This window comes from Streptomyces sp. NPDC006335 (assembly GCF_040612795.1).
Taxonomy (GTDB): Bacteria; Actinomycetota; Actinomycetes; order Streptomycetales; family Streptomycetaceae; genus Streptomyces.
This window is the reverse complement of record NZ_JBEXQX010000003.1, coordinates 600,537-624,779: the sequence shown is the minus strand read 5'-3', so window position 1 is coordinate 624,779 and position 24,243 is coordinate 600,537. Positions and strand designations below refer to the sequence as shown.

The window sequence follows — 24,243 nt, the reverse complement described above, 5'->3', positions numbered from 1 at the left end:
TTTCGCCGCCGACCATACTCCAGCCCGTAGGCTTCGGGGAGTCGCGCGAAGGAGGCAAAGAGGTGCCGGTGGAGATCACCTGGTGGGGCCACGCCACCTGCACGGTCACGGATTCGGACGTACGTGTGCTCACCGACCCTCTGTTCGCGCGCCGGCTCGCGCATCTGCGCCGGCGCCGCGGTGCGGTGCCCCCGCCTCAGGCCCGGCGCGCGGACGTCGTACTCGTCTCCCATCTGCACGCCGATCATCTGCACGTTCCCTCGCTGGCGCGGCTGGAGCCGGGCACGCGCCTGCTCGTGCCCCGGGGCGCACCACGCCAGGTGCCGGGGCTGCGCCGGCTCACCCATCTGCGGGTGGAGGAGGTGGTGCCCGGCGACGAGCGGCGCGTCGGCGACCTGCTGATACGCGCGGTGCCCGCGTGGCACGACGGGCGGCGGCTGCCGCTCGGACCGCACCGCTCCCCCGCGCTCGGCTACGTCGTCGAGGGCTCGGCGCGGACGTACTTCGCCGGGGACACCGGGCTGTTCGACGACATGGCCAAGGAGGTCGGGCAGGTCGACGTGGCCCTGCTGCCGGTCGGCGGCTGGGGGCCGTATCTCGGGGAGGGGCACCTGGACGCGGGGCGCGCGGCCCAGGCGCTGGACCGGCTGGGGCCGCGCAGTGCGGTGCCGGTGCACTACGGGACGTACTGGCCGATCGGGATGGACGCGGTACGGCCGCACGAATTCCACGCACCGGGCGCGGAGTTCGTGCGGCTGGCGGCCCAGCTCGCGCCCGGGGTGGACGTTCACCGGCTGGAGCACGGGGAGAGCGTGCGGCTGGGGGTCGCGCGGTGACGTGGCTCGCGGCCGCCACCACGGGGGCGACACCCGGGGCCGCCGGACAGGCGATCGGGTACCCGACGCTGTTTTTCCTGGTGTTCCTGGGGGCGTTGGTGCCCGTGATACCCACGGGGGCGTTGGTGAGTTCGGCGGCGGTCGTGGCGTTTCACCAGACGGCGCCCCTGTCCCTGCTGTTCGTGTTCGTCACGGCCTCCGTCGCCGCGTTCCTCGGGGACATCGCGCTGTACTGGCTGGGGCGGCGCGGGATGAAGTCGAAGAACGGGTCGCGGTGGCTGGAGGCGCTGCGGTCGAGGGCGCCCGAGGAGCGGCTCTCCCAGGCGCAGGGGAAGCTGGCCGACCACGGGGTGGCCGTTCTCGTGCTGTCCCGGCTGGTGCCGGCCGGGCGGATTCCGGTGATGCTGGCCTGTCTGATGGCCGAGTGGCCGTTGCGGCGGTTCGTGCGGGGGAATCTGCCGGCCTGTCTGGCCTGGGCCGTGACGTATCAGCTGATCGGGATTCTGGGCGGGTCGTTGTTCAAGGAGCCCTGGGAGGGCGTGCTGGCGGCGGTCGCGCTGACCATAGCGATCAGCGCGACCCCGACGGTGTGGAAGCGGGTCCGCTCCTGAGCGGCATGCGCTCCTACGGGCGCTCCAGCACCCGTGAGCCGCCGACCGGCAGGTCCCACAGGTCCTCGCGGGCCAGCCCGGCCTTCTCCCAGGCCTCGCGCACCCTCGTCAGCGGTTCCAGCACCGGCTCCGCCGAGAGCACGAACGTCGCCCAGTGCATGGGGGCCATGCGGCGGGCGCCCAGGTCCTGGGCGGCTCGCACCGCGTCCTCCGGGTCGCAGTGCACGTCGCTGAGCCACCAGCGGGGGTCGTAGGCGCCGATGGGCAGCAGGGCGAGGTCGATGCCGGGGTAGCGGTGGCCGATGCGGGAGAACCAGTGGCCGTAGCCCGTGTCGCCCGCGAAGTAGACGCGCTGCCCGTCCCGGTCGGTGAGGACCCAGCCGCCCCACAGGGTGCGGCAGGTGTCGGTGAGGGAGCGCTTGGACCAGTGGTGGGCGGGGACGAAGTCGAAGCGGACGCCGTCCAGTTCGGCCGCCTCCCACCAGTCGAGCTCGGTGACGGCGGTGAAACGGCGGCGGTGGAACCAGCGGGCCAGACCGGCCGGGACGAAGACCGGGGTGTCGCGCGGCAGGCGGCGCAGGGTCGGGGCGTCGAGGTGGTCGTAGTGGTTGTGGCTGATGACGACCGCGTCGACGCGCGGCAGCGCGTCCCACTCGATGCCGACCGGGGTGATGCGGGCCGGGGTGCCGAGGATGCGGCGGGACCAGACCGGGTCGGTCAGGATCGTCAGGCCGCCGATCCGCACCACCCAACTGGCGTGTCCCGCCCAGGAGACGGCGACGGTGCGGGCGTCGACGGCAGGGAGCGGGCCGGGGGCGTAGGGCAGCTTCGGGATGTCGGCGAGGCCCTCGGGTCCTGGCCGTACGGCGCCCTCGCGGGCGAAGCGGGCCATGGCCTTCAGGCCGGGCAGCGGGGCGGTCAGACGGTCGTGGAAGGACTTCGGCCACGCTCTGCGCTCCCCCAGCGGGCGGGGCTCGGCGAGCGGCGGCGGCGCGGGCGCGAGGGTGGAGGGGGCCGGGGGCTGGTCGGCCAGCCGCGTGCTGGTGGTCGACTCGGACTGCTGCGTCATCGAGGAGGCTCCCATCGCTGAGCGTCGTCGCGGAGGTCGTCGAAGACCGACTCCAGGGTGTTCAACGCGCGTTGCACGTGTGGCAGTTCCAACGGCGCGGGTGACGTGAGGCATTCCGCGCGTTCCTCGTCGGAACGGCCGAGCAGGGGGCCGGTGGACAGCCGTACGCGCAACGCGCCGAGGTCGTCGCCGAAGCGGTGGCCGCCGGGGGCGGGCATGCCGAGCCGGGCGGTGAGGAGGTCCTCCAGGTCCTGGGCGTCGGCGACACCCCGCGCGACGAGCGCGGGCCGCAGGGGGCCGAGGTCGACGTAGAGGTGGCGGCCGGCCCGTGGCGGCCGGCTCAGGGCACCCGCGCCGACGACCGCGGAGTGCGCGGCGGCGGCCACGCGCGCGTGGAGGTGTCCTACGGCGGTGCGGCGGGCGGTGACCGCGTCGGGCTCGGTGAGGGCGTGGGCGGCGGCCGCGGCGACGGGGGCGGCGGCACGGGCGCCGAGGGCGGTCAGGATGTCCAGCACGCGGGCGCGCAGGCCGTCGCCGCCGCCGTTCGCCGGAAAGCGGGCGAAGGCGGCCGGCCAGCCGGCCGGGAGCAGGCTGCCGGCCAGGTCGGTGACGACGGTGACCCGGTCGGGCAGCATCTCGGCGGGGCTGAGCCAGACCGTCTCGTGCGGGGCGTGCACGGTGTCGCGCCAGGTCTCGTCGCTGACCAGGTGCAGGCCCTCGGCCGCGGCGGCCTCGACGGTCTCGTGCAGCAACTCGGGCGGGGCGACGGTGGCGGTGGGGTCGTCGGCGACGGACAGCACCAGCAGCCTCGGGTCACCGCCCTCGGCGCGCACCCGCCGCACGGTCTCCAGGAGGGCGTACGGGTCCGGGACACCGCCGCACTCGGCCGGTGTCGCCACGTGGAAGACGGGTCTGCCCAACAGGCGTGCGTACGGCGCCCACCAGGCGGCACAGGGCCGGGGCACCAGGACGTCGCCGCCGAGCGCGGCGGTCAGGGCGAGCAGGAGGGCGGGGGCGCCGGGAGCGGCGGCCACGTGGTCGGGTTCGGCGGGCAGGCCGCGCCGGGCCGCGTAGCCGCAGGCGGCCTCCAGGAGCGGGGTGCCGCCGCCGACCGGTTCGGCGCGGGGGCGGGCGGCCGCGGCGGCGAGCACCGCGGTGAGTTCGGGAAGGACGGGCAGCCCGTCGTCGGGCAGTGGAGGGCCGTAGCGGACGGGGCCGTGGCCCTCCGGGTCGGTCCGCATGGTCACCTCCGTAAGGCGCTGTCCGGTGGCTCGTCCGGTCCGCCGTCTCGTTCGCTCGCGCCTGGCGCGCTCCTCGCGCTCCGAGTACCCACGGCACGCCCGGCCCATGGGCGGCCGCGCGGGTTGCGCCTCTCACACGGACCGGAGGTTTCGATCTCAGAAGCCGGTCGCGGGGGACTTGCGGCGCAGCCGGTACACAGCGCCCGCGGCGGCGCCCGCGATCAGCAGACCACCGGCGACCAGGGCGGGCACGGAGTCGGTGAACGAGCCGCCCTGCCCGGCGCGGACGGGCCTGTGGACGGCCGCCGTGCCGCAGCTCTCGGCGCTCGGCTCGGGGCGGGACTCGGTACGCGGCTCGGTCCGCGCGTCGGTGCGCGGCTCGGGACACGGGCGGTGGCTGGTGCCGGTGGAGGCGCCGCCGGTGACGGTGAAAGTGGCGCTCCACGCCTTGCCCGGCGCGCGGTCCGCGGTCGGGCAGGTGCCGTCGACGGTCCACGCCGAGTCCGGGCCGACACCGCCGGCTCCGTCCTGGAGCTCCGGGTCGGCGGAGATGCGCGCGGTGCCGCTGTAAGCGGGGCCGGAGACCGTGTCGTCGTTGCCGGGCACCAATTGCAGCCGTACGGTCTGCGACTCGAAGGCGTCCGAGGTGGCGTCGAGGGTGGCGGGCGGTGTCCCGGTGCCGGGGTCGCAGGAGACGGACACGGTGACGCTGCCGCCCGGCTGGACACTGCTCGGGCTGACCTCTGCGGCCGGATCCGCGAAGGCGCTCGGCGCGGTGGCGCCCAGGGCGACGCCGAGCGCGGGGAGGACGACGGTCAGGGCCCGGAGACGGGCGGTGCGGCGCATGGGGTGGACTCCTTCGGCCGACGGCTGCGGGGCCCGTCGTCGGGCGTCGGGGTCTCGACGACCGGGCCGGGGGCACGACGGTCGCACCCACGGCCATCACAGCCCGGCCCTCCCCGCCCCGCGCGCGGCCGGAGGCCATTGGCGGGACGGGGAGGGCCGAGTGGGTGACGCCGGGCGTGCCGACGGCGTCCCGTCTGCGGAGCGCTCCCCCCCCCTCAGTCGGCGGCGTCGCGCAGGATCTGCTCGCGCATCCGCCCGCAGCAGCGGCTGATCAGCCGGGACACGTGCATCTGGGAGATGCCGAGCTGCTCGGCGATCCGGCTCTGGGTCATGTCGCCGAAGAAGCGCATGTAGAGGATGGCGCGCTCCCGCTCGGGGAGGGCGGCCAGCCGGGGCTTGACGGACTCGCGGTCGACGACGGTGTCCAGGGCGGGGTCGGCCGAGCCGAGGGCGTCGGCGAGCGAGTAGCCGTCCTCGCTGCCAGGCAGTTCGGCGTCCAGGGAGAGGGCGGTGAAGCTCTCCAGGGCCTCCAGGCCCACCAGGACGTCCTCCTCGCTCATGTTCGCGTGCTCGGCGATCTCGGCGACGGTGGGCCCGCGTCCCGGGATGGTCTGGGCGAGGTCCTGGGAGGCGAAGCGGACGCGGTTGCGCAGGTCCTGGACCCGGCGCGGCACATGCAGAGTCCACATGTGGTCGCGGAAGTGCCGCTTGATCTCACCGGTGATGGTGGGGACGGCGTAGCTCTCGAAGGCGTTGCCGCGCGCGGGGTCGTAGCGGTCGACGGCCTTGACCAGGCCGAGGGCGGCCACCTGGCGCAGGTCGTCACGGCTCTCGCCGCGGTTGCGGAAGCGTCCGGCGAGCCGGTCGGCCATGGGCAGCCAGGCCTCGACGAGCTGTCCGCGCAGGGTGTCGCGCTCGGGGCCCGGGGGCAGTGCGGCGAGCCTGCGGAAGGCCTCGGCGGTGTCGGGGGCGTCGTCGTGCGGGTGGTGCTTCGCGCTCACTGGAGTGGGCATGTGCGTCGCAACTCCCTAGATCGTGCTCTGGTGAACGATCGGCGTGGGGAGCGCGTCCTCGTGCGGACAGGCGCGGCCGCGGCGGCCGATCGCCGCTCCCACGGACGTGCCTCCGGTCCGAAGCACTGTGGGTGCGCCTGCCCCCGGCCCCGCGGGGCAAACACCGGGCGGGGTTTTCCGGAGGGCCCCAGGGTGACTCGTAGGGCTGCCTGTGCCGTCCATGTCCGGGAGGCCGGCCCATGAGCACCAGGTGGGGTGAAGCGGGGCTTCAAGGCGAAGGTGCGGGAGTTCCTGCCGGGGCGGGAGAGGAAGTGACCGTCGGGAGGGCGGCCGGTTCGCGCCGGTCGTCCTTCGGCTCCGGCAGCATCAGTTCCTCGTACCTGCCCAGCGCGAGCACCGCGGCGAGCATGAGGATCGGTATGAGCGCGGCGAGGACGACCATCGCCATGTCCTTCCCAAGGGAGGTGCGCGGGGGGTTCGGAACGGGTCTCCCGAGTTCTGTCCGGCAAACCCCGTGTCGGCCCCCGGTGCTCGGGTACGCGGTGCGGACCCCGAAGATCTGGAGGGAGACATGCAGCGAGGCAGCGACCGGCTGAGCCGCCACCGCGACGACGAGATGAAGCACGAACTCCAGGGTCTGCTCCGCTCCGGGCACCCCACCCGGACCGAGGAGTGGAACGACCCGGAGCCCACCGCCGACGACGATCCGCAGGTCTGGGGCGGCCCCGTGGCGCCCGGCAGCGACGGGGCGTCGCTGGAGACCGTCCGGCTGGAGTTGGCCCGGCTCCTGGGCCGCAGCTCGTTCCCCGCCACCCCCGTGGAGCTGGGGCGGGTGCTGCGCCGCAAGAACGCCCCCGACCCCCTCGCCGAGGCGGTGGAGGCACTGCCGCGCAAGGAGAACTACGCCAATGTCCAGGAACTCGCGCGGGCGCTGACCCGGACGGAGGGCACCGCGTGACGGCGGAGTTCGTCAAGGACGTGATGACACCCGGTGTGGTGGCCGTCCGCCCGGACGCCTCGCTGGTCGAGGCGGCGCGGCTGATGCGCGCGCAGGACATCGGCGATGTCGTCGTGACCGACGGTCAGGACCTGGTGGGGATGCTCACCGACCGGGACATCGCGGTCCGGGCGGTCGCCGACGGCGCCGACCCGTCGACGGTGAGCGCCCGGTCGGTGTGCACGCCGGATCCGCTGACGGTCACCCCGGGCGACCCGGTGACGCAGGCGGCCGCGCTGATGCGGGCCCACGCCGTACGGCGGCTGCCGGTCGTCGAGGACGGCCTGCCCGTGGGCATGGTGAGCCTCGGCGACATCGCGGAGGCCCGCGACCCGGGCTCGGCGCTCGCCGACATCAGCCGCGCGGATCCGGGCGACAGGGCCCCCTTGTGAGGACTTGTGAGGAAAAGCTTTCCAGGAAAGGACGTTGAACCATCATGCGCATCGCGTTTCTGACCGCACCCGAGGGCGTCGAGCAGATCGAGCTCACCGATCCGTGGCAGGCGGCGGTGGACGCGGGGCACGAGCCCGTGCTCGTGTCGACGAAGTCCGGGAAGATCCAGGCGTTCAACCACCTCGACAAGGCGGACACCTTCCCCGTGCAGGAGGTCGTGGGTGAGACGTCCGCGGACTCCTTCGGCGCTCTGGTGCTGCCCGGTGGGGTGGCCAACCCGGACTTCCTGCGGATGGACGAGAAGGCCGTGGCGTTCGTACGGGACTTCTTCACCCAGGGACGCCCGGTGGCCGCGATCTGCCACGCGCCCTGGACGCTGGTCGAGGCGGACGTCGTACGGGGGCGGGTGCTGACCTCCTGGCCGAGTCTGCAGACGGACATCCGCAACGCGGGCGGGACCTGGGTGGACGAGCAGGTCAAGGTCTGCGACCACGGGAACAACAAGCTGGTCACCAGCCGCAAGCCGGACGACCTCAAGGCGTTCTGCGAGACGTTCCTGGACGTGTTCGAGAAGGAGGCCGCGGCGTAGCGGCCGGACCCCCGCGTCCTTCGGGCACGTCACCGGTGGCCTGCTGATCATGTGATCGGCAGGTCACCTCCGGTGTGTCGGCCCGGTGCGCCCGGTCAGTCCAGCGCCGGGGTGGCCGACTCCCCCGGCCCGCGCTCCCGCGCGCCCTCGCGTGTCCGGCCCGCGGCCACCGTCCGGCGCGGGTTGCGGCGCAGATACTCGCCCTCGAGCCGGGCCATGCGCTCGTTGTGGGTGCTGAGCGCGTCGTTCGAGCCGTGGAGCAGCGTCTCGTGCCGGGTGCGGTGGATCGTCTCCAGCTCTTTCATGAGCTGCTGGTCGTCCAACTGGCTGGGGTCGACTCCGGTCATGGTGGTGTCCCGCTCGTCGTGTTCGTTCATGTGCTTCGGGTACCCGCCCCGCGAGCATTACCGCACTGCCCCCGAGCGGCATCCGGGAGGGAACCAATGGATCTCGCTTTCCTGCATCCACTCTACGAACATCCGGGCCCGTGGGCCTCCGTGTACGTCGACACCTCACGACATACGGAGGACACCCCCCACGAACGGCATCTCGCGGCAGTCGCGGTCTCCCGCGAGCTGTCCACGCAGGGGGCCGACGAGAAGACCTGCGTGGCCGTGCGAGAGGCCCTGGAGGAACTGCGGCACTCGTCCGAACCGCACGGCCGGGCCGTCTTCGCCAGGGCCGGCGAGGTGGTCCTGGACCCGCCCCTGACCAGGTCGCCCGAGGGCAGCCTGGTGCGCTGGGCCCCGCTGCCGCACACCGCGCCGCTTCTGGAGCTGGCCGGTGAGGACCCGGTGTGCGTGGTGGCGTACGTCGACCGCAAGGGCGCCGACTTCGAGCTGCGCGGGGCGCTCGGCACGCAGGGCGCCGGGTCGGTCACCGGCAGGCAGTGGCCCGTCCACCGGACGAGCAGCGCCGACTGGTCGGAGCGGCACTTCCAGCTGCGGGTGGAGAACACCTGGGAGCACAACGCGGCCGAGATCGCCGACGCGCTCGCCGTCTGCCAGGAGGAGACCGGTGCCGACCTGCTGATCCTGGTAGGTGAGGAGCGGGAGAAGCGGTCGGTGCGCGAGCGGCTGCCGAAGCGGCTGCACGGCCGGGTCGTGGAGGCCGAGCACGGCGCCGGGAGCCGGCTGCTCGACGAGGACGTGGAGCGGGCCCGTGCCGAGCACGTACGGCAGCGCGCGGAGCGGGAGCTGGAACGGTTCCTCGCGGCCCGCACGCCGGGCGACGACGGCCGTCCGGGCGCCGTGGAGGGCGTTCCCGCGCTGGTCGAGGCCGCGCGGGAGCACCGTATCGACGAACTCCTGATCCGTCCGGACGGGCCCGACGCGCACCGCGAGGTGTGGGTCGGGGAGGACCCGGACCAGCTCGCGGTGCGCCGCACGGATCTGAAGATCCTCGGTGAGCAGAACTCCTGGTCGGCGCGCGCGGACGACGCGCTGATCAGGTCGGCGGTGGCGACGGGCGCTCCGGCGCTGTCGGTGACGCCGGTGGCCGAGGAGGTACCGGTGGGCGGCCTGGGCGCCCTGCTGCGCTGGGCCTAGAGAGGCTCGGGTAGGGCCCGGTGACCGGCGGTCACCGGGCCCTTTCCACGCGTCGTTCGTCCCACACCGGCTCCGGCGTCTCGCGCACCCGGCCGTCCGACCCGAAGACCAGGTACCGGTCGAAGGACCGCGCGAACCAGCGGTCGTGGGTGACCGCGAGGACCGTGCCGTCGAAGGCCTCCAGGCCCTCCTGGAGGGCCTCCGCGGACTCCAGGTCGAGGTTGTCCGTGGGCTCGTCCAGAAGCAGCGCGGTGACGCCCTGGAGCTCCAGCAGGAGGATCTGGAAGCGGGCCTGCTGGCCTCCGGAGAGCCGGTCGAAGCTCTGCTCGGCCTGGCCCGTCAGTTCGTAGCGGCGCAGCCGGGACATCGCGGCACCGCGGTCCTGGGCGTGCTCCTTCCACAGGATGTCGAGCAGGGTGCGGCCGAAGAGCTCGGGGTGGGCGTGCGTCTGCGCGAAGTGGCCGGGCACGACCCTCGCCCCGAGCTTCCACTGCCCCGTGTGCGCCACGCCGGCGTCCCCCGCGAGCAGCCGCAGGAAGTGCGACTTGCCGGAGCCGTTGGAGCCGAGGACGGCGACCCGTTCGCCGTAGTAGACCTCCAGGTCGAAGGGCTTCATCAGGCCGGTCAGTTCAAGTCCCGTACAGGTGACGGCCCTTACCCCGGTGCGCCCGCCCTTGAGCCGCATGGTGATGTCCTGCTCGCGCGGCGGCTCGGGCGGCGGCCCGGCCTCCTCGAACTTGCGCAGGCGGGTCTGGGCCGCCTGGTAGCGGGAGGACAGCTCATGGCTGATGCTGGCCGCCTGGCGGAGGTTGAGCACCAGCTTCTTGAGCTGCGCGTGCTTCTCGTCCCAGCGTCGGCGCAACTCCTCGAAACGGGCGAAGCGTTCGCGCCGCGCCTCGTGGTAGGTGGCGAACCCGCCGCCGTGCACCCAGGCGTCCGCACCGGCGGGCGAGGGTTCCACGGAGACGATCTTCTCGGCGGCCCGCGACAGCAGTTCCCGGTCGTGGGAGACGAACAGGACGGTCTTGCGGGTCTCCCCCAGCCGCTCCTCCAGCCAGCGCTTGCCGGGCACGTCGAGGTAGTTGTCCGGCTCGTCGAGCAGCAGCACCTCGTCCGAGCCGCGCAGCAGCGCCTCCAGCACGAGCCGCTTCTGCTCACCGCCGGACAGGGTCCGCACCTGCCGGAACTGCGCCTTGTCGTACGGCACCCCGAGCGCGGCCATGGTGCACATGTCCCACAGCGTCTCAAACTCGTACCCGCGCGCCTCGGCCCAGTCCGACAGGGCTTGCGCGTACTTGAGCTGGGCCGCCTCGTCGTCCACGGTCATGATCAGGTGCTCGGCCCTGTCCACGGCCTGCGCGGCCTCCCGGATCCTGGGCGGCGCGACCGACACGAGCAGGTCCCGTACGGTCGTCTCGTCCCGTACGGACCCCACGAACTGGCGCATCACGCCCAGGCCGCCGCTCACGGTGACCGTCCCGCCGTGCGGTTTCAGCTCACCGGAGATCAGCCGCAGCAAGGTGGTCTTCCCCGCGCCGTTGGGCCCGACGAGGGCCACCACGGCCCCTTCGCCCACCCGGAACGACACATCGCCGAGCAGCGCCCTCCCGTCGGGGAGGTAGTACTCGAGATGTGCGGCTTCCAGATGTCCCATGGGCCGCATTGTCGGTGGCAGAACGGGACCCGGGCAAACGCATATCGCGCCCCGGAGGGCACGGGGCCGCGTCGATCTGCGACTCCGCCGCGCGGGCGACCCGCGCCACGGTGCTCGGCGTGTGCGGCGGCGACTTACGTTCCCCCGGTCGACGCGGCCGCCGAGATCACCCTGCACCACGGCGGCGACCCCTCGCGGTCCTGCCGGGCGGCACCCTGAACCACTTCGCCTACGACCTCGGCGCGGAGGTGTCTTCGTCAATGGGCAGACGGGGGCGTGTGCCCGGAGCCGGTGCGGGAGAGGAAGCGCTGGTCGAAGCGGATCGGTGGCCGGCCGGTCGGGGTGCTCGGGACGCTGCGGGTGCTGCGGGCCGACCGGCGTCCACTGGAGGCCGAGTTCCGCAGCCGGGCCGACGTGTATGGCTGCTCTTCGTCGGCAACGGCCCCCACCACCGGATGGGGCTCACCCCCGGCCGCCGCACCGGCCTCGCGGACGGCCGGTTTGACGTGCGGGTGGTGCACGACTGCGCCGACCCGCGCTGCGCCTGCTCGCCGCCGCCGTCGCGGGCCCGCTGCCCCTCCCCCAGACCGCCACCCCGCGCACGACCCGCTGCCCCCCCCGGGAACTGATCACCCGTCAGTCCACATGGCAATACGGGGGTCTCACCATGCGACATGCGGGCGTACGGTTTCGCGTACCGACGGACCTGTCGAAAAAGGGGAGCCCAGTCATGTCGACATCGCGGGAGAAGCCGCAGGAGAAGCCACGGGAGACCGCCGTCTACACGCACGGTCACCACGAGTCCGTGCTGCGGTCGCACACCTGGCGCACCGCCGCCAACTCGGCGGCCTACCTGCTCGGCTCACTGAAGCCCCACATGAAGATCCTGGACATCGGCTGCGGGCCGGGCACGATCACCGCCGACCTCGCCGCACTGGTCCCGGACGGACAGGTCACCGGCGTCGACCACGCGCCCGGCATCCTGGACCAGGCCCGCGCGACAGCCGCCGAGCGAGGTCTGACGAACGTCGACTTCGCCGTCGCCGACGTGCACGCGCTGGACTTCCCGGACGACACCTTCTGCGTGGTCCACGCCCACCAGGTGCTCCAGCACGTCGGGGACCCGGTGCGGGCCCTGCGCGAGATGAGGCGGGTCACCAGGCCGGGCGGATTCATCGCGGTCCGCGACTCCGACTACGCGGCCATGACCTGGTACCCCGCGTCCGCGGGGCTGGACGACTGGCTGGACCTGTACCGCCGGGTGGCCCGCGCCAACGGCGGGGAGCCGGACGCGGGCCGACGGCTGAAGTCCTGGGCGCTGCGGGCGGGGCTCACGGACATCACCGCGAGCTCCGGCACCTGGACGTACTCCACCGCCGAGGAGCGTCAGTGGTGGAGCGGGCTGTGGGCGGACCGCACCCTGGCCTCCGCCTATGCGGAGCGGGCCACCGAGGGCGGCCACGCCACCGTGGAGCAACTGCGGGCCGTCTCGGACGCCTGGCGGGAGTGGGGCCGGCAGGACGACGGGTGGTTCTGTGTACTGCACGGAGAAATTCTGTGCCGAAAAGGCGCCTGAATCTTCATTTCGGGGATACCCGGACAGCAGGAGGTTCACATCATGGTTGCCCTTCTGCTGGTACTGCTTCTGGTGCTGATTCTGTTCGGCGCCGGATTCGCGGTGAAGATTCTCTGGTGGATCGCACTGGCCGTCCTGGTGCTATGGCTGCTGGGATTCCTGGTGCGCGGGACGACGTCGGCCGGAGGCAGGGGTCGTTGGTACAGGTGGTGACCTTCCCCGGAATCACTCCCGGGGAAGCAGCGGTCCGAGCGGCCCGAGGTCCAGGTTCAGGTCCTCGGGCCGCAGTCCGTACCGCTCCCGCAGTTCGGTCATGCGCTCGTCGAGGAGCATGAGCGTGAGCCCGATCCGCTCCTCCTGCTCCTCGCTCAGGTCGCCCTCGTCGAACCGGCGCAGCGCCTGGCGCTCCATGAGCTGGCGCAGCAGCTCCACGACGGTCAGGACGAGCTTGACCAGGTCTCGCTCGACCGTGTCGGGCTCCAGGTCGAGCCGGTTGCGTCGGGACGTCACAACAACTCCTCGAACGGTGAGGGAACTTGTGCGTTGACCGAGCTGATCAGCGCGTTCAGGTCGATGCGGACGAGGTCGACGTCCGCGATGCGCAGGGTGATGTCCCCCGTGATGACGACCCCGCCGGCCAGCAGCCGGTCGAGGAGGTCGACGAGGGCCACCTCGCGGCGTTCGATGACGGTCACGGCTGTTGTTCCTCCCCCGCGAAGGAATAAGCCGCCCAGGGTCCGGTGAGTTCCACCCGCATTCCCGGGATGTCGTCCTTGGTGCGGTCCACCATTTCCACGAATTCCTCGGAGTCGGCGCGCGGCACGAGATAAGCGGCATTCAGAATGTTCTGTCCTGAGGCCCCGGAAAGCGCGGGGTTCTGCGGTGCGTGCAGCCGTGCGTCCTCGGCGTATCCGGAAAGCGTCTCGTGCAGCCGGGTCGCGAAGGCCTCCGCCTGCTGCCACAGCTCCTCGTGCGAGCGCACCCGCTGGCGGCGCTGGCGCAGATAATCCCGGCCCGAGCTCGGCTTGGCCGGTGACTCCGCGGCCTCCGCCCGGTCCTGGGCCGCCGTCTCGGCGTACACCTTGACGCCCCACTCCACCCGGTCCTGGAGCCGGTCGAGGGTGCGGCGGAAGCCTTCCTCGCGTTCCTCGATCATCACCCGGACGCCGCTGTCGTCACGGAACACGGTGCCGAGCCGGAGCGGCAGCGGGGTGGTGACGACGGTGAGCGCGTCGATCACGCTCTGGTGCGCGCGCACCGTTCCCGTCAGCCATTCCAGATCCTCCAGATGCCTGCGGAGCGGTTCTTCGGCGAAGTCCCGCTCCGGCACATGGCTGACGACGGCCACCAGGCCGTGGTGGTGCAGCAGTCTGGGCGGATCACCGGCGACCCCGGCCAGTTGGGCCTGCAACGGGGTGCCGAAGGGGCGGCAGACGGCGTACACGTACCGCAGTCCGGTCATGAACTCTCCTCCTCGGCACGGCGGCTGGGCTCCAGCTCCTCCAGGCGCGCGAGCCGCTCACGCAACTCGTTGTTCTCCCGGGCGAGTTCGTCCCGGCGGGCGCGGGAGGACAACGCCGGGTCGTCCTCCCACCAGTCGATCCCCATCTCCTTGGCCTTGTCGACCGAGGCGACGATGAGCCGCAGCTTGATGGTGAGCAGCTCGATGTCGAGCAGGTTGATGCGGATGTCTCCCGCGATGACGATGCCTTTGTCCAGCACACGCTCCAGGATGTCGGCCAGGTTGGCTCCGCTGCCCTGACCGTAGGGATCCGGGAGCCGGCTGGGCATGCTCATCGTCGGCTCCCACCCTCGGCGTACTCGTCTTCCTCTTCTTCCTCTTCCTCAGGCACCTCTTCCTCGGACATCTCTTCCTCGTCCTCGGGTACCTCGTCTGCGGGAGCCTCGTCCTCCGGCTCCTCCTCGTCGTACTCCTCGTACTCGTCCTCGGGCTCGCCCTCGTCCTCGGTCTCGTCCTCGGCGTACGGGCCTTCCTGCTCTTCCTCTTCTTCCTCGGTGTCCTCGGAGTCCTCGGAGTCCTCGGCGTCCTCGGTGCCCTCCGCCTCTTCCTCCTCCGCCACCGCGTCCTCGTGGCTCTTGACGACCTCGCCGTCCTGGATCTCGCCGCGCCAGCCGTCCTCCGCCTCACCCTTGAGGGTGATGAAGCGGGCGAAGTTCTTGAGGTCCAGCCGGGCCCGGCGGCCCTGGGCGCGCCAGATGTTGCCGGTCTTCTCGAACAGGCCCTGGGGGTAGTACTCGATCACCAGCAGGACGCGGGTGAGGTTGTCGGCGAGCTTGTGGAAGGAGACGACGCCCTTGCTCGTGCCCTTGGCACCCTCCGACGTCCACTGGATCCGGTCGTCGGGGATCTGCTCGGTGGTGGTGGCCTTCCAGTTGCGGTTGGACCAGAAGATCTTCATCTGCCAGTCGCTGTGGGTGTCGTCGGCGCGGTTCGCGCTCTTGACGCCCTTCGCGAAGGTGGAGAAGTCCTGGTACTGCGTCCACTGGTCGTAGGCCGTGCGCAGATCGACGCCGACGTCGATGAACTCGATGATCACCGTGGGCTTCTGACCGGACCCGCGCTTGCGCTTGCCCTTGCCGCCGCCGAGGTTCTTGAAGGCCCCGACCACGCTGTCCTTGGCCTTGCCCGCTCCGAGCTCCAGCGCGCTGCGCAGCGGCCCCTTGCCCTCGGCGAGCTTGCGGCCGCCGTCGAGGGCGAGCTTGGCGAAGCCGGGGCTGTTGCCCTCGGCGATGTCGTTCAGCTTGCCGGTGGTCTCGCCCAGCTTGCGGCCGACGCCGACCAGCATGCGCTGGGCCTGTGCGGCGACGTACTCCTGCAGCTCGGCCTTGAGCCGGTCGGCCGCCTCGCTGTGGGCCACGTCGGTGAGCGGGTTGTTCTTCGCCTTGTCGCCGGCGTCGCGGGCGGATCCGAGTGTCTCGGTCATCACTCACCGCCTCCCTTCGGCAGTCGGGTCCGGGTGCTCCGGCCGGCCCCCCTGGCCGCGGTCGTCTTCTTGGCGGCCGTCTTCTTCGCCGAGGTCTTCTTGGCCGGGGTCTTCTTGCCGGCCGAGCCGCCCTGGCCCTGCGCCGTCTTCTTCGCCGGCGGCTTGCGGCCCGGCTCCTTCTTCGCGGCCGTCTTCTTGGCCGGCGCCTTCTTGGCCGGGGCCTTCTTGGCGGTCTTCTTCGCCGCCGGAGCCCCGTCCTCCTCGTCGTCCTCGTCGTCCTCGGCGTCCTCGGCGTCGTCGTCCTCGGCGTCAGCCTCGGTGTCGTCCTCGTCCGAGGGCTCCTCGTCGGCCTCGGCCTCCGGGTTCCCAGTCTCCTCTTCCTCGGACTCCTCGTCCCCCTCGGACTCCTCGTCGTCGGAGAGGCCCGGCACCTCCGGCGCCACGCCCGAGAGCTGGTCACGGACCTGGGCGGTGCGTCCGTGCAGCCGGTCGGCGATCGCGTCGATCTGCCGCTCCACCATGGCCCCGGAGGCCGCCTTGCCGACGCCTCGCAGGTCCTCGCGGAGCGTGTCGCCTATCTCCTTGAACTGCGGGTTCTTCAGCAGTTGCTGCGAGACCAGATCGGCCAGCGCCTTCGGGCTGAGGTGCATCCGCTTGCCGGCCACGAGCGTGCCGACGGCGAACGCCATTTTCAGCTTCTTCGTCCGCCCTAGGAGATATCCGGCCCCTACGGCGAGGCCCAGTCCTGTTCGGTTCATCGTGTCGTCCCGTCGCCAGTCCCCGCGCCGCCGCGCAGGCCGATCTCCAGTCGTTCGAGGAGTTCGTCCTCCTGTCGGTCGAATTCCTCCTCGTCGATCTCGCCCGCCTCGAGCCGCTCCTCGAGCCGGGCGAGTTCGGCCCGGACCGCCGCCGGGTCGTAGTAGAGGCGCTCGGCTTCGCGCAGCACCTGCTTGATCGCCCAGGCGCTGCCGCGTACCGGGGCGAACGGCAGCAGCAGCACCTCTCCTATGAGACCCACGGCCGCCTCACTCCTCCGCGTGGTCGATGCCGACCGTGGTGCCCGCGGGTTCGCCGGGCCCCGGGTCGACGAAGCTGTACGGCGGCAGCGGGCCGTTGACCCGCAGGTCCAGGTGCGGATGGGCCTTGCGCAGCTCGTCCACGGCGTCCAGGAAGGACGCGGCCGAGTCGCGCCCCACGAGGAAGGACACGTTGGCCAGCCAGCCCGAGGACTCGGGGCCCACGCTGATCGCTTCGGCCACGGGCTCCAGGGCGCGCTGCACCTCGCCGGCGTCCTCGGCCTCGCGGGCCTTGACCGCGGCCACCACCATCTCGCCGAGCCTGAGGCGATCGTCGTAACTGCCGCCGCCCGCCTGCCGGTTGGCCTCGGCCATGGCCCTGACCTCGGGGTTGTCCGACATCACGCGGTGCAGCACGGCCTCTTCGTCGTGCGTGGCCTTGACGTTGTACTCGACCTTGCCGTCGAGGGTCCGCAGGCGCTCCTGGTAGTGCTCGGAGCGTTCCGCGAGCACCCCGGTGACGGTGTCGTCGTCGGGGGCGACGCTGCCGAACCGCATGGGCAGGATGCAGCCGTCCGCGCCCGCCTCGCTCAGCACGTTCTGGTGGGCGAGGAGGTCACGGCGCTTGGGACGCAGTCCTTCGGGGGCGTCGCTGACGATGGCCGCCAGCTCGCCCGCCTTCAGCACCCGCACCGGAAGGGCGGGGTCGCCGACCCCTGTCAGGTCCTCGGGCAGCGTCGGGTGTGAAGCGGCGGTGATGCCGTACACGTACGTGCTCACTCCTGTTCCTCCTTCCTGCGCGAAGCCGTGGACTTACGGGCACGCGGCCGGGACTCGCCCTGGCCGTCGCCCTCGCGTGCCTGCTTGAAGGCGTCGGAGATGGTCTCCGCCGCGCCGGACAGCGCGCCCTTGGACTTGCCGCGCGCCCCCGACTCGGTGATCCCGCCGACGACGTCGGGCAGACCGGGGCTCTTGTTCGGGCCGGATTCCAGGTCCAGCCGGTTGCACGCTTCGGCGAAGCGCAGATACGTGTCGACGCTGGCCACCACGACCCGTACGTCGATCTTCAGGATTTCGATGCCGACCAGGGAGACCCGTACGAACGCGTCGATGACGAGACCCCTGTCGAGGACCAGTTCCAGAACGTCGTAGAGGCCACTGGAGCCGCCTCCGCCACCGCCCTGTTGTGCCGGGACAACGGTCATGTCGACCGCGCCTCCTTTTCTGTGTGCTGGTGAAGGGATGTCTGTACGGCGGAGCGGTCTAGCGGCCGCCCTGCCTCTGTGCGTCCGAGCGCCCGCGTTCGTAACGGCGAACGCGCCGATAGCCGGTGAGCTGGCCTTCCGGGTCGAGCTCGACCTGGTAGCTCGCCATGAGGCTCATCGTGTCGGGCACGCGGGACAGCTCGAGAACCTCGATCTCGAGCGACCAGCCGTCCTCCGTCTGTTCGAACGACGACACGTTCTCGGCGTCCATGCCGGTCAGCTCGGCGAGCTGGGTGCGCGCGTTGCGCAGCACCTCCATGGGCTTCGGCCGCCGGTTCTCCGTCACGTTCTCTTCCGTGTCCTCGTCTGTCCCTTTGCGGGAGTTCCGTGAATTCGGTGATTCCGATGAGTTTTTTGTGTTCGACATGGCACCTCTCACCTCGGGTGGCCGCTCGTTCCTTCGCCAAACCTTCAAGAGGGCATCAAGGCGTTCAACCTGCGGCGGGCGGGACCCAGGGCGCGCCCCTTGGCCATGACCCCGGCCCAGGGATTGGTGCGGGCCTGTTCGACCGCGTCGGCGACGGTCCAGCGGCGGGCGTCCAGGCCCGGATCGTCGAGCTGGGTCCAGGCGATCGGGGTGGCCACGGGAGCCCCGGGTTTCGCACGGACGGTGAAGGGGGCGACGGCGGTCTGCGCGTAGCCGTTGCGCTGTATGTCGAGGTAGAGACGGTCGCCGCGGTCCTTCTTGCGGGCGGCGGTGGTGAGCCGGTCGGGGTGGCCCGCCACCAGGGTGTCGGCGACGTCCTTGGCGAACTCGCGCACTTCGTCGAAGTCGTGCCGGCCGTTGAGGGGCACGATCACATGCAGCCCGCGCGAGCCGGTGGTCATCAGCGCCGAGGGCAGGTGCAGCTCGTCGAGCAGTTCCCCGAGCAGCCAGGCCGCCTCGCGCACGAGGGCGAAGTCGTCGTCGCCGGCCGGGTCGAGGTCGAAGACCATCCGGTCGGGCCGCTCGACGCTCCCGACCCTGGACAGCCAGCGGTGCAGGGTGAGCGAGGCCTGGTCGGCGAGGTACAGGAGGGTGGCGGTGTCGTCACACACGGTGTGGCAGACGGTGCCGCCCTCCTTGCCCACCTCGACCCGGCTGATCCACTCCGGGTAGGAGTCCGGGGTGTTCTTCTGCATGAACCGCGGGCCGGTGACACCGTCCGGATGCCGTTCCAGCATGAGCGGACGGCCGCGCAGGTGCGGCAGCATGAAGGGCGCGACGGCACGGTAGTAGTCGACGAGATCGCCCTTGGTGTACTCCTTGACGCCGTCGCCGCCGGGGAAGAGCACCTTGTCGGGCCGGTGCACCTCGACGGTGTGCTTCCCCGCGCGGACGGTCCGTACGTCGTCCCTGGTCACGGCACGATCGCCTGCTCCACGAGGAGCCGTCCGGCCGCCGCGATCGACTCGGCGTCGATGCCGGCGGCGTGGAGCGACTCCTCCGGCGAGGCCGAGCCCGGCATCGTGCGGACGGCGAGGCGCACCAGGCGCGGCACGGGCCGGCCGTCGGTGAAGGCGTCGAGGACGGCGTCGCCGAGGCCGCCCTCCTCGCGGTGGTCCTCCACGGTCAGCAGGCAGCCGGTGTCCTCGGCGGCCTGGCGCAGGGTGTCCCGGTCGACGGGCTTGACCGAGTACAGGTCGACGACCCTGACGCGGATGCCCTCCTGGTCCAGCGCCTCGGCTGCCTTGAGGGCCTCGTGCACGGTGACGCCCGCGGCGACGATCGTCATGCGGTCGCTCTGGGAGAAGCGCAGCACCTTGCTGCCGCCGATCGGGAACTCCTCGTCGGCGCCGTAGATCACCGGGCTCTCGCCGCGGCCCGTGCGCAGATAGCGGATGCCCTCCAGGCCGGCCATCTCGGCGACCAGGCGGGCGGTCTGGTTGGCGTCGCACGGGTACAGCACGGTCGAGCCGTGGATGGCCCGCATCATCGCCAGGTCCTCCAGGCCCATCTGGCTGGGCCCGTCCTGCCCGATGGCCACTCCCGCGTGCGAGCCGACGAGGTTGATGCCGGCCCCGCTGATGGAGGCCATGCGTACGAAGTCGTAGGCGCGGGTGAGGAAGGCCGCGAAGGTCCCGGCGTACGGCACCCAGCCGCGTGCGGCGAGTCCCACGGCGGCCGCGACCATCTGCTGCTCGGCGATGTAGCACTCGAAGTAGCGGTCGGCGTGCTCCTTGGCGAAGAACTCGGTACGGGTGGAGTCGCCGACCTCGCCGTCCAGGGCGACGACGTCCCCGCGTCCGGTGCCGAGGGCGGCGAGGGCCTGGCCGTAGGCGTCGCGGGTGGCCACTTCGTCGCCGGTGTCCCAGCGGGGCAGTTCGAGGTGCCCGGCGCGGACGGCGTGCAAGATGCGCGCGGCCGGCGGCTCGTGCACCTGGACACGGAGGTCGCGCACGCCACCGAGCTCCTCGATGGCGTCGTCGGCGTTCTTGAGGGGCTTGCCGTGCAGTCCCTCGCGGTCCTCGATGTCGGCGACGCCCTTGCCCTTGAGGGTGCGGGCGAGGATCGCGGTGGGCTGGCCCTTGGTGGACTCGGCCTCGCCGTAGGCGCGGTCGATGGCGTCCACGTCGTGCCCGTCGATCTCGACGGTGTGCCAGCCGAAGGCCTGGAAGCGGCGGGCGTAGGCGTCCAGGTCGTGGCCGTGCCGGGTGGGGCCGCGCTGGCCGAGCCGGTTGACGTCCACGATCGCGGTGAGGTTGTCGAGGTGCTCGTGGCCGGCGTGCTCGGCGGCCTCCCAGATCGAGCCCTCGGCGAGCTCGCTGTCGCCGCACAGCACCCACACGCGGTAGCCGGTGCGGTCCAGCCGCTTCCCGGACAGCGCGATGCCGACGCCCACCGGCAGCCCCTGGCCGAGCGATCCGGTCGCCGTCTCCACCCAGGGCAGCTTGCGCGGGGTCGGGTGTCCTTCGAGGCGGCTGTCGAGCTTGCGGAAGGTCAGCAGCTCCTCGTCGTCGACGACACCGGCCGCCTTGTACGCGGCGTACAGCAGCGGCGAGGCATGTCCCTTGGACAGCACGAAGCGGTCGTTGCCGGGGTGCGCGGGGCGGTCGAAGTCGTAGCGGAAGTGGTTCGCGAGGAGTACGGCCATCAGGTCGGCGGCGGACATCGAGGAGGTCGGGTGCCCGGAGCCCGCGGCGGCCGAGGCGCGCACACTGTCCACGCGCAACTGCTGGGCGAGTTCGACGAGTTCACCGGTGTTCATGAGTCTCCTTCCGCGGGGTCCGCGTGAGTGGGCTGGACGGGGCCGGGGGCTTGGCCCGGCTCACCGCCGGGTTGGTTCCTGGCGGGTTCACCGCCGGGTTGGTTCTTGGCGGGCTCGGGGGCGGGTTGGTTCCTGGCGGGCTCGGGAGCCGGTTGGTTGTTCGCCGGTTCACCGTCGGGCCGCCGGTTCTTCCCCTGCTCGGGTGTCTGCCGCTCGGGCAACTCCTGCTCGGCGGCCTGTCGTTCACGCGTCCGGCGCTCGGGCAGTCCCGGGTCGGGCGCCTGCCGTTCGGGCGTCCGCGACTCGGGCCCCTGCCGATCGGCAGACTCCTGCTCGGCCGCCTCGCGCGCCTTCGCCTCCGCGATCACCGCCTCGCCCGCGCTCGCCACGAAGGTCGGATCAGCCTCGGCTGTCGGCTCCCGCGCGTCGGGCGGCTCCACCGCGTCGGCCGGTGCGGCCGCGGGCTCTCCCGGGGCCGGCCGCTCGGTCGGCCGCCGCCCCGGCCTCGTTTCCGGCTCCGTGGCGGCGCCGGGCCCGGAGCGTGCGTCGGCCTCACGGCGTTCCCGGGGTCGTCCCGGGACCCGGGCCAGTTCCGGCGAGGCGGTGTCCAGCGGTACCGACCAGGACCGTACGAGGCCCAACTGGACGGCCTGGCGCGGGAGTACGGCGTCCAGGAGCCAGTCGGCGGCGACCCGGACGCGGTTGCCCGGCATCGCGGCGAGGTGGTAGCCGCGGGTGACGGCACCGGCCGCGAGGCCGGACAGCGGGACGCCCAGCGGGTTGGCCGCGGCCTTCGCACCGCCGAGGTCCACGACGAAGCCCAGGTCCCGGTGCTCGTAGGGGCGGCGCACACCGGCCCCCAGCGAGGCGGCGACGTTGAGGGCCGCCGTACGACCCTGTCGCCAGGCGTGCTGAGCCGTCATCGGCGTGTACTGCCCGGGGTTGTCCAGATCGGGCACGGCGGCCGCGTCGCCGCACGCGAACACCTCGGGGCGGCCCGGTACTTGGAGGTTCGGGTCGACGAGCAGCCGGCCGCGTTCCATGGGCAGTCCGAGCGACTCGGCGAGCGGATCGGGCCGTACGCCCACGCACCACACCAGCGACCGCGTCGGGACGAACTCGCCGTCGGTCAGCAGCACCCCGTCCGGCGTGGCCTCCTTCACGGAGGTGCCCATCCGCACCTCCACGCCGCGTTCCCTGAGCGTGCGGTCGGCGGTGCGGGACAGATGCGGGTCGAGTTCGGGCAGGACCCGTTCGGCCACGTCGAGGAGGATCCAGCGTGGCCGCATGCCCTCCCGCAGCGGGTGCTTGCGCACCTGTGCGTCGGTGAAGAGCTGCCCGTGCGCGGCGACCTCGGTGCCCGTGTAGCCGGCGCCGACCACGACGAAGGTGCACCGGGCGGCGCAGGTCTCCGGGTCGTCGGCGGCCGCGGCGAGTTCCACCTGCCGGGTCACGTGGTCGCGCAGGTACAGCGCCTCGGGCAGGCCCCGGAAGCCGTGCGCGTGCTCGGCGACGCCGGGGATGGGCAGCAGTTTGTTGACGCTTCCGGCGGCCAGCACCAGCCGGTCGTAGCCGAGTGTGCCGTCGGTGCCCTCGGGGTCGGTGTAGTGGACGGTGCGGGCGTCCAGGTCGATGCCGTCGGCCTCGCCGAGGACCAGCCGCACCTGCGGGAGGGTGTCGGAGAGGGAGACGGTCACCCGCCGGGGTTCCAGGATGCCGGCGGCGACCTGGGGCAGCAGGGGCAGATACAGGAAGTAGTCGGTCGGGTTGAGCAGGGTGATGTCGGCCTTGCCGCGGGCTTTTCGGGACAGTTCCTTGGCCGTCCGGTACCCGGCGAAGCCGGCACCGACGATCACGATGCGGGGTCGACTCACGGTTCGCCTCCGGGGCTGTCGCGTACCTCGGGAGCCTTCCGCGTCCCCCTGGCCGGAGCCCCCAAACGCCGGTTTCCGTACGGGCCGCCGGGTACTCGGACGAGGCCCCTCTCATCACGGAACCGCCGGAGGTACCCCCCATGCCCGAATACGGCTACTTTCTGTCGTGCGAGGAGTTCGGTCCCGCGGACCTCGTGGAGCAGGCGCGGATGGCCGAGCAGGCGGGCTTCAGCTCGCTGTGGATCTCCGACCACTACCACCCGTGGAACGACGCACAGGGCCAGAGCCCCTTCGTGTGGTCGGTGATCGGCGCGCTCTCGGAGGCGGTGTCCCTGCCGATCGAGACGGCGGTGACCTGTCCGACCGTGCGGATCCACCCGGCGGTGGTGGCGCAGGCCGCGGCGACCTCGGCCGTGATGACCAACGGCCGCTTCCGCCTCGGCGTCGGCTCCGGCGAGGCCCTCAACGAGCACGTGCTCGGCCATGTCTGGCCGCCCGCGCACATCCGTCTGGAGATGCTGGAGGAGTCCATCCAGGTGATGCGCCGGCTCTTCACGGGCGAGGAGGTCAACCACCACGGCACGCACTACACGGTGGAGAACGCCCGCCTGTACACGATCCCCGACGAGCCGGTCCCGATCGACATCTCCGGCTTCGGCCCGGCGGCCACGGCGCTCGCGTCCCGGGTCGGCGACGGCTTCATCACGATGACGCCCGACGAGTCGATGGTGGAGCAGTTCCGCAAGGGCGGCGGAGCCGGGAAGCCGGTCATCGGCGGCACGAAGGTCTGCTACGGCACCGACCGCGACGAGTGCGTCCGTACGGTCCGCAAGCTGTGGTTCAACCAGTTCCTGCCCGGTGAGATGGCCCAGATCCTGCCCTCGCCGCGCCACTTCGAACAGCTCGGACCGCTGGTCACCGACGAGATGGTGAGCGAGAAGGCGGTGTGCGGGGACGACGTCGACGAGCACGTCTCCGCGCTGAGCGCCTTCGCCGACGCGGGCTTCGACCGGGTCTACGTCAACCAGATCGGCCCCGACCAGCGCGCCTTCTTCGACTTCTACCGCACGAAGGTACTGCCCCAGCTCCAGCAGGGGTGATCGACGAAACTCCACCACCCGGTCGTCTCGGTGGGGAACGGCGCCGACCGACGCCCCCGAGGCCGCCGGCACGTTCGCCCGGGACATCCACGACCATGGTGACCGCCGAGATGACGACCGGCGAGGAGACCGGCACGGGGTGGGACCTGCGGCCCGGCGGCGGTCGGTGACTTCCCTCACCGAGCGCCTCGGGCCGCAGGTCGAGGGCCGCGGTGCGCCGGTGCGCTGGACATTCCGGCCGGCGCTGCACGGCGCGATCCCGGCGACCTGTCGGCGACCTCTCCCGGGTCCGTACGGCGCGTGAAGTCATCGGTCCCGACGCGGAGTTGTAGGTCGACGCGAACGGCAAGCAGGTGACCCGGGTCGGCAACACCCTGGTGGAGCACTGCGTCGGCCGGTTCGAGGAACGGTGTCCTCGAACGGCCTGACGGGCTGCGCGTTCGCGCGCACGAGGCCCCGTGGCCCGGCGGCCGGCACGGTCCG

The 24,243-nt window shown here is 72.1% G+C and carries 29 protein-coding genes and 1 pseudogene; 10 read left to right on the top strand and 20 right to left on the bottom strand.

Annotated features, from left to right (window positions below):
* Positions 1 to 62 precede the first annotated feature (62 nt).
* Positions 63 to 836 carry an MBL fold metallo-hydrolase gene (locus tag ABZ098_RS13550; RefSeq protein WP_356590386.1) on the top strand — a complete coding sequence of 258 codons (774 nt, stop codon included), beginning with the start codon at positions 63 to 65 and terminating at the stop codon, positions 834 to 836.
* Entirely contained in the window at positions 833 to 1,447 is a 615-nt protein-coding gene (locus ABZ098_RS13545; protein WP_356590384.1) for a VTT domain-containing protein, read from the top strand. Before ABZ098_RS13550 ends, ABZ098_RS13545 begins: the two co-directional genes overlap by 4 nt.
* A 13-nt stretch (positions 1,448 to 1,460) precedes the next feature.
* Here the strand turns inward: ABZ098_RS13545 and ABZ098_RS13540 are convergent, their stop codons facing one another.
* From ABZ098_RS13540 to ABZ098_RS13520, 5 genes are all read right to left on the bottom strand, one after another.
* On the bottom strand, positions 1,461 to 2,516 hold the full coding sequence (locus tag ABZ098_RS13540) for an MBL fold metallo-hydrolase (RefSeq protein WP_356590383.1): 1,056 nt from the start codon (positions 2,514 to 2,516) through the stop codon (positions 1,461 to 1,463).
* Positions 2,513 to 3,757 (bottom strand): aminotransferase class I/II-fold pyridoxal phosphate-dependent enzyme, encoded by a 1,245-nt coding sequence (locus ABZ098_RS13535; protein ID WP_356590381.1) that lies wholly within the window; start codon positions 3,755 to 3,757, stop codon positions 2,513 to 2,515. Before ABZ098_RS13535 ends, ABZ098_RS13540 begins: the two co-directional genes overlap by 4 nt.
* Before the next feature lie 156 nt (positions 3,758 to 3,913).
* On the bottom strand, positions 3,914 to 4,603 hold the full coding sequence (locus ABZ098_RS13530; RefSeq protein WP_356590379.1) for a hypothetical protein: 690 nt from the start codon (positions 4,601 to 4,603) through the stop codon (positions 3,914 to 3,916).
* A gap of 215 nt (positions 4,604 to 4,818) precedes the next feature.
* Positions 4,819 to 5,616, bottom strand: a complete 798-nt coding sequence (locus tag ABZ098_RS13525; RefSeq protein WP_356590377.1) for an RNA polymerase sigma factor SigF — start codon at positions 5,614 to 5,616, stop codon at positions 4,819 to 4,821.
* Between the two features lie 268 nt (positions 5,617 to 5,884).
* Positions 5,885 to 6,064 (bottom strand): hypothetical protein, encoded by a 180-nt coding sequence (locus tag ABZ098_RS13520; protein WP_356590375.1) that lies wholly within the window; start codon positions 6,062 to 6,064, stop codon positions 5,885 to 5,887.
* A 123-nt stretch (positions 6,065 to 6,187) separates the two neighbouring features.
* Between ABZ098_RS13520 and ABZ098_RS13515 the strand changes: the two genes are divergently transcribed.
* From ABZ098_RS13515 to ABZ098_RS13505, 3 genes are read left to right on the top strand one after another with little or no spacing between them, the layout of a single operon-like run.
* Positions 6,188 to 6,574 (top strand): DUF2795 domain-containing protein, encoded by a 387-nt coding sequence (locus ABZ098_RS13515; RefSeq protein WP_356590373.1) that lies wholly within the window; start codon positions 6,188 to 6,190, stop codon positions 6,572 to 6,574.
* Complete coding sequence (locus tag ABZ098_RS13510; protein WP_356590371.1) at positions 6,571 to 7,005, top strand: CBS domain-containing protein; 435 nt, start codon at positions 6,571 to 6,573, stop codon at positions 7,003 to 7,005. The genes ABZ098_RS13515 and ABZ098_RS13510 overlap by 4 nt, the downstream gene beginning before the upstream one ends.
* Before the next feature lie 44 nt (positions 7,006 to 7,049).
* Positions 7,050 to 7,595 carry a type 1 glutamine amidotransferase domain-containing protein gene (locus tag ABZ098_RS13505; protein WP_356590369.1) on the top strand — a complete coding sequence of 182 codons (546 nt, stop codon included), beginning with the start codon at positions 7,050 to 7,052 and terminating at the stop codon, positions 7,593 to 7,595.
* A gap of 95 nt (positions 7,596 to 7,690) precedes the next feature.
* On the opposite strand, the gene ABZ098_RS13500 is transcribed toward ABZ098_RS13505, so the two are convergent.
* Entirely contained in the window at positions 7,691 to 7,972 is a 282-nt protein-coding gene (locus ABZ098_RS13500) for a DUF6158 family protein (protein WP_356590368.1), read from the bottom strand.
* Positions 7,973 to 8,038: 66 nt separating this feature from the next.
* Here ABZ098_RS13500 and ABZ098_RS13495 point away from each other — a divergent pair, with 66 nt between their 5' ends.
* On the top strand, positions 8,039 to 9,142 hold the full coding sequence (locus tag ABZ098_RS13495) for a Vms1/Ankzf1 family peptidyl-tRNA hydrolase (protein ID WP_356590366.1): 1,104 nt from the start codon (positions 8,039 to 8,041) through the stop codon (positions 9,140 to 9,142).
* 31 nt (positions 9,143 to 9,173) lie between these two features.
* On the opposite strand, the gene ABZ098_RS13490 is transcribed toward ABZ098_RS13495, so the two are convergent.
* The gene (locus ABZ098_RS13490) at positions 9,174 to 10,796 is read right to left on the bottom strand and encodes an ATP-binding cassette domain-containing protein (protein ID WP_356590364.1); all 1,623 of its coding nucleotides are present in this window, start codon (positions 10,794 to 10,796) and stop codon (positions 9,174 to 9,176) included.
* A 188-nt stretch (positions 10,797 to 10,984) separates the two neighbouring features.
* Here ABZ098_RS13490 and ABZ098_RS13485 point away from each other — a divergent pair.
* The 3 genes and pseudogenes from ABZ098_RS13485 to ABZ098_RS13475 form a co-directional block, all read left to right on the top strand.
* A pseudogene (locus tag ABZ098_RS13485) lies at positions 10,985 to 11,370 on the top strand (phosphoesterase); the annotation flags it as partial.
* A gap of 156 nt (positions 11,371 to 11,526) precedes the next feature.
* Positions 11,527 to 12,372: a class I SAM-dependent methyltransferase gene (locus ABZ098_RS13480; protein WP_356590542.1), complete on the top strand. Its 846-nt coding sequence runs from the start codon at positions 11,527 to 11,529 to the stop codon at positions 12,370 to 12,372.
* A 42-nt stretch (positions 12,373 to 12,414) separates the two neighbouring features.
* On the top strand, positions 12,415 to 12,585 hold the full coding sequence (locus tag ABZ098_RS13475; protein WP_356590362.1) for a hydrophobic protein: 171 nt from the start codon (positions 12,415 to 12,417) through the stop codon (positions 12,583 to 12,585).
* Between the two features lie 12 nt (positions 12,586 to 12,597).
* Here the strand turns inward: ABZ098_RS13475 and ABZ098_RS13470 are convergent, their stop codons facing one another.
* The 13 genes from ABZ098_RS13470 to ABZ098_RS13410 are packed head-to-tail and all read right to left on the bottom strand — an operon-like array spanning position 12,598 to position 22,660.
* Positions 12,598 to 12,882 (bottom strand): gas vesicle protein K, encoded by a 285-nt coding sequence (locus ABZ098_RS13470; RefSeq protein ID WP_356590360.1) that lies wholly within the window; start codon positions 12,880 to 12,882, stop codon positions 12,598 to 12,600.
* Entirely contained in the window at positions 12,879 to 13,067 is a 189-nt protein-coding gene (locus tag ABZ098_RS13465; RefSeq protein WP_037706474.1) for a gas vesicle protein, read from the bottom strand. Before ABZ098_RS13465 ends, ABZ098_RS13470 begins: the two co-directional genes overlap by 4 nt.
* Positions 13,064 to 13,834: a GvpL/GvpF family gas vesicle protein gene (locus ABZ098_RS13460; RefSeq protein WP_356590358.1), complete on the bottom strand. Its 771-nt coding sequence runs from the start codon at positions 13,832 to 13,834 to the stop codon at positions 13,064 to 13,066. The genes ABZ098_RS13465 and ABZ098_RS13460 overlap by 4 nt, the downstream gene beginning before the upstream one ends.
* Positions 13,831 to 14,169: a gas vesicle protein gene (locus ABZ098_RS13455; RefSeq protein ID WP_356022240.1), complete on the bottom strand. Its 339-nt coding sequence runs from the start codon at positions 14,167 to 14,169 to the stop codon at positions 13,831 to 13,833. Before ABZ098_RS13455 ends, ABZ098_RS13460 begins: the two co-directional genes overlap by 4 nt.
* Entirely contained in the window at positions 14,166 to 15,317 is a 1,152-nt protein-coding gene (locus ABZ098_RS13450; RefSeq protein ID WP_356590356.1) for an SRPBCC family protein, read from the bottom strand. Before ABZ098_RS13450 ends, ABZ098_RS13455 begins: the two co-directional genes overlap by 4 nt.
* Entirely contained in the window at positions 15,317 to 16,075 is a 759-nt protein-coding gene (locus tag ABZ098_RS13445; RefSeq protein ID WP_356590354.1) for a DNA primase, read from the bottom strand. The genes ABZ098_RS13450 and ABZ098_RS13445 overlap by 1 nt, the downstream gene beginning before the upstream one ends.
* Positions 16,072 to 16,335, bottom strand: a complete 264-nt coding sequence (locus ABZ098_RS13440; RefSeq protein ID WP_356590352.1) for a gas vesicle protein GvpG — start codon at positions 16,333 to 16,335, stop codon at positions 16,072 to 16,074. Before ABZ098_RS13440 ends, ABZ098_RS13445 begins: the two co-directional genes overlap by 4 nt.
* 7 nt (positions 16,336 to 16,342) lie before the next feature.
* Positions 16,343 to 17,113, bottom strand: a complete 771-nt coding sequence (locus ABZ098_RS13435; RefSeq protein WP_356590350.1) for a GvpL/GvpF family gas vesicle protein — start codon at positions 17,111 to 17,113, stop codon at positions 16,343 to 16,345.
* Complete coding sequence (locus tag ABZ098_RS13430; protein WP_356590348.1) at positions 17,110 to 17,538, bottom strand: gas vesicle structural protein GvpA; 429 nt, start codon at positions 17,536 to 17,538, stop codon at positions 17,110 to 17,112. The genes ABZ098_RS13435 and ABZ098_RS13430 overlap by 4 nt, the downstream gene beginning before the upstream one ends.
* 58 nt (positions 17,539 to 17,596) lie before the next feature.
* Positions 17,597 to 17,965 (bottom strand): gas vesicle protein, encoded by a 369-nt coding sequence (locus ABZ098_RS13425; RefSeq protein WP_356590346.1) that lies wholly within the window; start codon positions 17,963 to 17,965, stop codon positions 17,597 to 17,599.
* Positions 17,966 to 18,009: 44 nt separating this feature from the next.
* Complete coding sequence (ligD, locus tag ABZ098_RS13420) at positions 18,010 to 18,942, bottom strand: non-homologous end-joining DNA ligase (protein ID WP_356590344.1); 933 nt, start codon at positions 18,940 to 18,942, stop codon at positions 18,010 to 18,012.
* Positions 18,939 to 20,786 carry a transketolase gene (locus ABZ098_RS13415; protein WP_356590342.1) on the bottom strand — a complete coding sequence of 616 codons (1,848 nt, stop codon included), beginning with the start codon at positions 20,784 to 20,786 and terminating at the stop codon, positions 18,939 to 18,941. Before ABZ098_RS13415 ends, ligD begins: the two co-directional genes overlap by 4 nt.
* Positions 20,783 to 22,660: an FAD-dependent oxidoreductase gene (locus tag ABZ098_RS13410; RefSeq protein WP_356590340.1), complete on the bottom strand. Its 1,878-nt coding sequence runs from the start codon at positions 22,658 to 22,660 to the stop codon at positions 20,783 to 20,785. The genes ABZ098_RS13415 and ABZ098_RS13410 overlap by 4 nt, the downstream gene beginning before the upstream one ends.
* A 140-nt stretch (positions 22,661 to 22,800) precedes the next feature.
* Here ABZ098_RS13410 and ABZ098_RS13405 point away from each other — a divergent pair, with 140 nt between their 5' ends.
* The gene (locus ABZ098_RS13405) at positions 22,801 to 23,760 is read left to right on the top strand and encodes an LLM class F420-dependent oxidoreductase (protein WP_356590338.1); all 960 of its coding nucleotides are present in this window, start codon (positions 22,801 to 22,803) and stop codon (positions 23,758 to 23,760) included.
* Positions 23,761 to 24,243: the final 483 nt, after the last annotated feature.

Coding starts and splice junctions, on each gene's coding strand:
- ABZ098_RS13540 (WP_356590383.1), bottom strand. CDS start 2,516: ATGACGCAGCAGTCCGAGTCGACCACCAGCACGCGGCTGGCCGACCAG.
- ABZ098_RS13535 (WP_356590381.1), bottom strand. CDS start 3,757: ATGCGGACCGACCCGGAGGGCCACGGCCCCGTCCGCTACGGCCCTCCA.
- ABZ098_RS13530 (WP_356590379.1), bottom strand. CDS start 4,603: ATGCGCCGCACCGCCCGTCTCCGGGCCCTGACCGTCGTCCTCCCCGCG.
- ABZ098_RS13525 (WP_356590377.1), bottom strand. CDS start 5,616: ATGCCCACTCCAGTGAGCGCGAAGCACCACCCGCACGACGACGCCCCC.
- ABZ098_RS13520 (WP_356590375.1), bottom strand. CDS start 6,064: ATGGCGATGGTCGTCCTCGCCGCGCTCATACCGATCCTCATGCTCGCC.
- ABZ098_RS13515 (WP_356590373.1), top strand. CDS start 6,188: ATGCAGCGAGGCAGCGACCGGCTGAGCCGCCACCGCGACGACGAGATG.
- ABZ098_RS13505 (WP_356590369.1), top strand. CDS start 7,050: ATGCGCATCGCGTTTCTGACCGCACCCGAGGGCGTCGAGCAGATCGAG.
- ABZ098_RS13500 (WP_356590368.1), bottom strand. CDS start 7,972: ATGAACGAACACGACGAGCGGGACACCACCATGACCGGAGTCGACCCC.
- ABZ098_RS13495 (WP_356590366.1), top strand. CDS start 8,039: ATGGATCTCGCTTTCCTGCATCCACTCTACGAACATCCGGGCCCGTGG.
- ABZ098_RS13490 (WP_356590364.1), bottom strand. CDS start 10,796: ATGGGACATCTGGAAGCCGCACATCTCGAGTACTACCTCCCCGACGGG.
- ABZ098_RS13480 (WP_356590542.1), top strand. CDS start 11,527: ATGTCGACATCGCGGGAGAAGCCGCAGGAGAAGCCACGGGAGACCGCC.
- ABZ098_RS13475 (WP_356590362.1), top strand. CDS start 12,415: ATGGTTGCCCTTCTGCTGGTACTGCTTCTGGTGCTGATTCTGTTCGGC.
- ABZ098_RS13460 (WP_356590358.1), bottom strand. CDS start 13,834: ATGACCGGACTGCGGTACGTGTACGCCGTCTGCCGCCCCTTCGGCACC.
- ABZ098_RS13455 (WP_356022240.1), bottom strand. CDS start 14,169: ATGAGCATGCCCAGCCGGCTCCCGGATCCCTACGGTCAGGGCAGCGGA.
- ABZ098_RS13450 (WP_356590356.1), bottom strand. CDS start 15,317: ATGACCGAGACACTCGGATCCGCCCGCGACGCCGGCGACAAGGCGAAG.
- ABZ098_RS13445 (WP_356590354.1), bottom strand. CDS start 16,075: ATGAACCGAACAGGACTGGGCCTCGCCGTAGGGGCCGGATATCTCCTA.
- ABZ098_RS13430 (WP_356590348.1), bottom strand. CDS start 17,538: ATGACCGTTGTCCCGGCACAACAGGGCGGTGGCGGAGGCGGCTCCAGT.
- ABZ098_RS13425 (WP_356590346.1), bottom strand. CDS start 17,965: ATGTCGAACACAAAAAACTCATCGGAATCACCGAATTCACGGAACTCC.
- ABZ098_RS13415 (WP_356590342.1), bottom strand. CDS start 20,786: ATGAACACCGGTGAACTCGTCGAACTCGCCCAGCAGTTGCGCGTGGAC.
- ABZ098_RS13405 (WP_356590338.1), top strand. CDS start 22,801: ATGCCCGAATACGGCTACTTTCTGTCGTGCGAGGAGTTCGGTCCCGCG.